The following is a 690-nucleotide window of genomic DNA, read 5'->3' on the forward strand; positions in this document are numbered from 1 at the left end:
GGCCACGGGCCGTGCGCCGCGACCTGGGCGCGCAGCCCGCGCAGCGCCCGGGCGGAGGCGATCCCGACCGCGCCGGTGACCAGGCCGTCCCGGACGCAGACGGCGGCGAAGCGGTGCTCCGCCAGGCTGCCGTCGACCACCTCGAACCGCTCGGCGCCGCCGGGCCGGCCGAACACCTGGACCCGCAGCCCGTACTGGTCGGTCCACAGGTACGGGACCGGCCGGTAGGCCTGTCGTTCGCCGTCCGGGCCGGCCAGCAGGTTCCGGGCCGCGTGCATGGCCTGCTCGGTGGCGTTGGTGCGCTGTTCGAGGCGGTGGTGGCGGCCGGTGCGCGGGTCGGGCCAGGAGGCGGCGTCCCCGGCCGCCCAGACGCCGGGGACGGCGGCGCAGTAGGCGTCGCAGACCACGCCGTCGTCCAGCGGGACGCCGCTGCCGGCCAGCCACTCGGTGGCCGGTTCGGAGCCGACGGCCATCAGCACGGCGTCGGCGGCCAGTTCGGAGCCGTCGGCGAGCCGGACACCGACGGCCCGGCCGCGCCGTTCGAGCAGCCCGGTGGCCACGCCCCGGTGCAGCCGCACCCCGTGCTCGCGGTGCAGGCCGGCCAGCAGCGCGGCCGTCTCGCTGCCCAGGACGGCGGCCAGCGGCGTGGCGGTGGAGGTCAGCCAGGTCACCTCGGCGCCGAGCCCGACG

1 protein-coding gene is annotated in these 690 nt (G+C 78.8%); it reads right to left on the reverse strand.

Annotation, left to right across the window (positions count from 1 at the left end; genetic code table 11):
• Positions 1 to 690 (reverse strand): FAD-dependent oxidoreductase (locus AE652_RS42570; protein WP_049661684.1); only part of this gene is annotated, 690 nt, incomplete at both ends.

Source organism: Kitasatospora sp. MY 5-36 (genome assembly GCF_001182915.1).
GTDB lineage: Bacteria > Actinomycetota > Actinomycetes > Streptomycetales > Streptomycetaceae > Kitasatospora.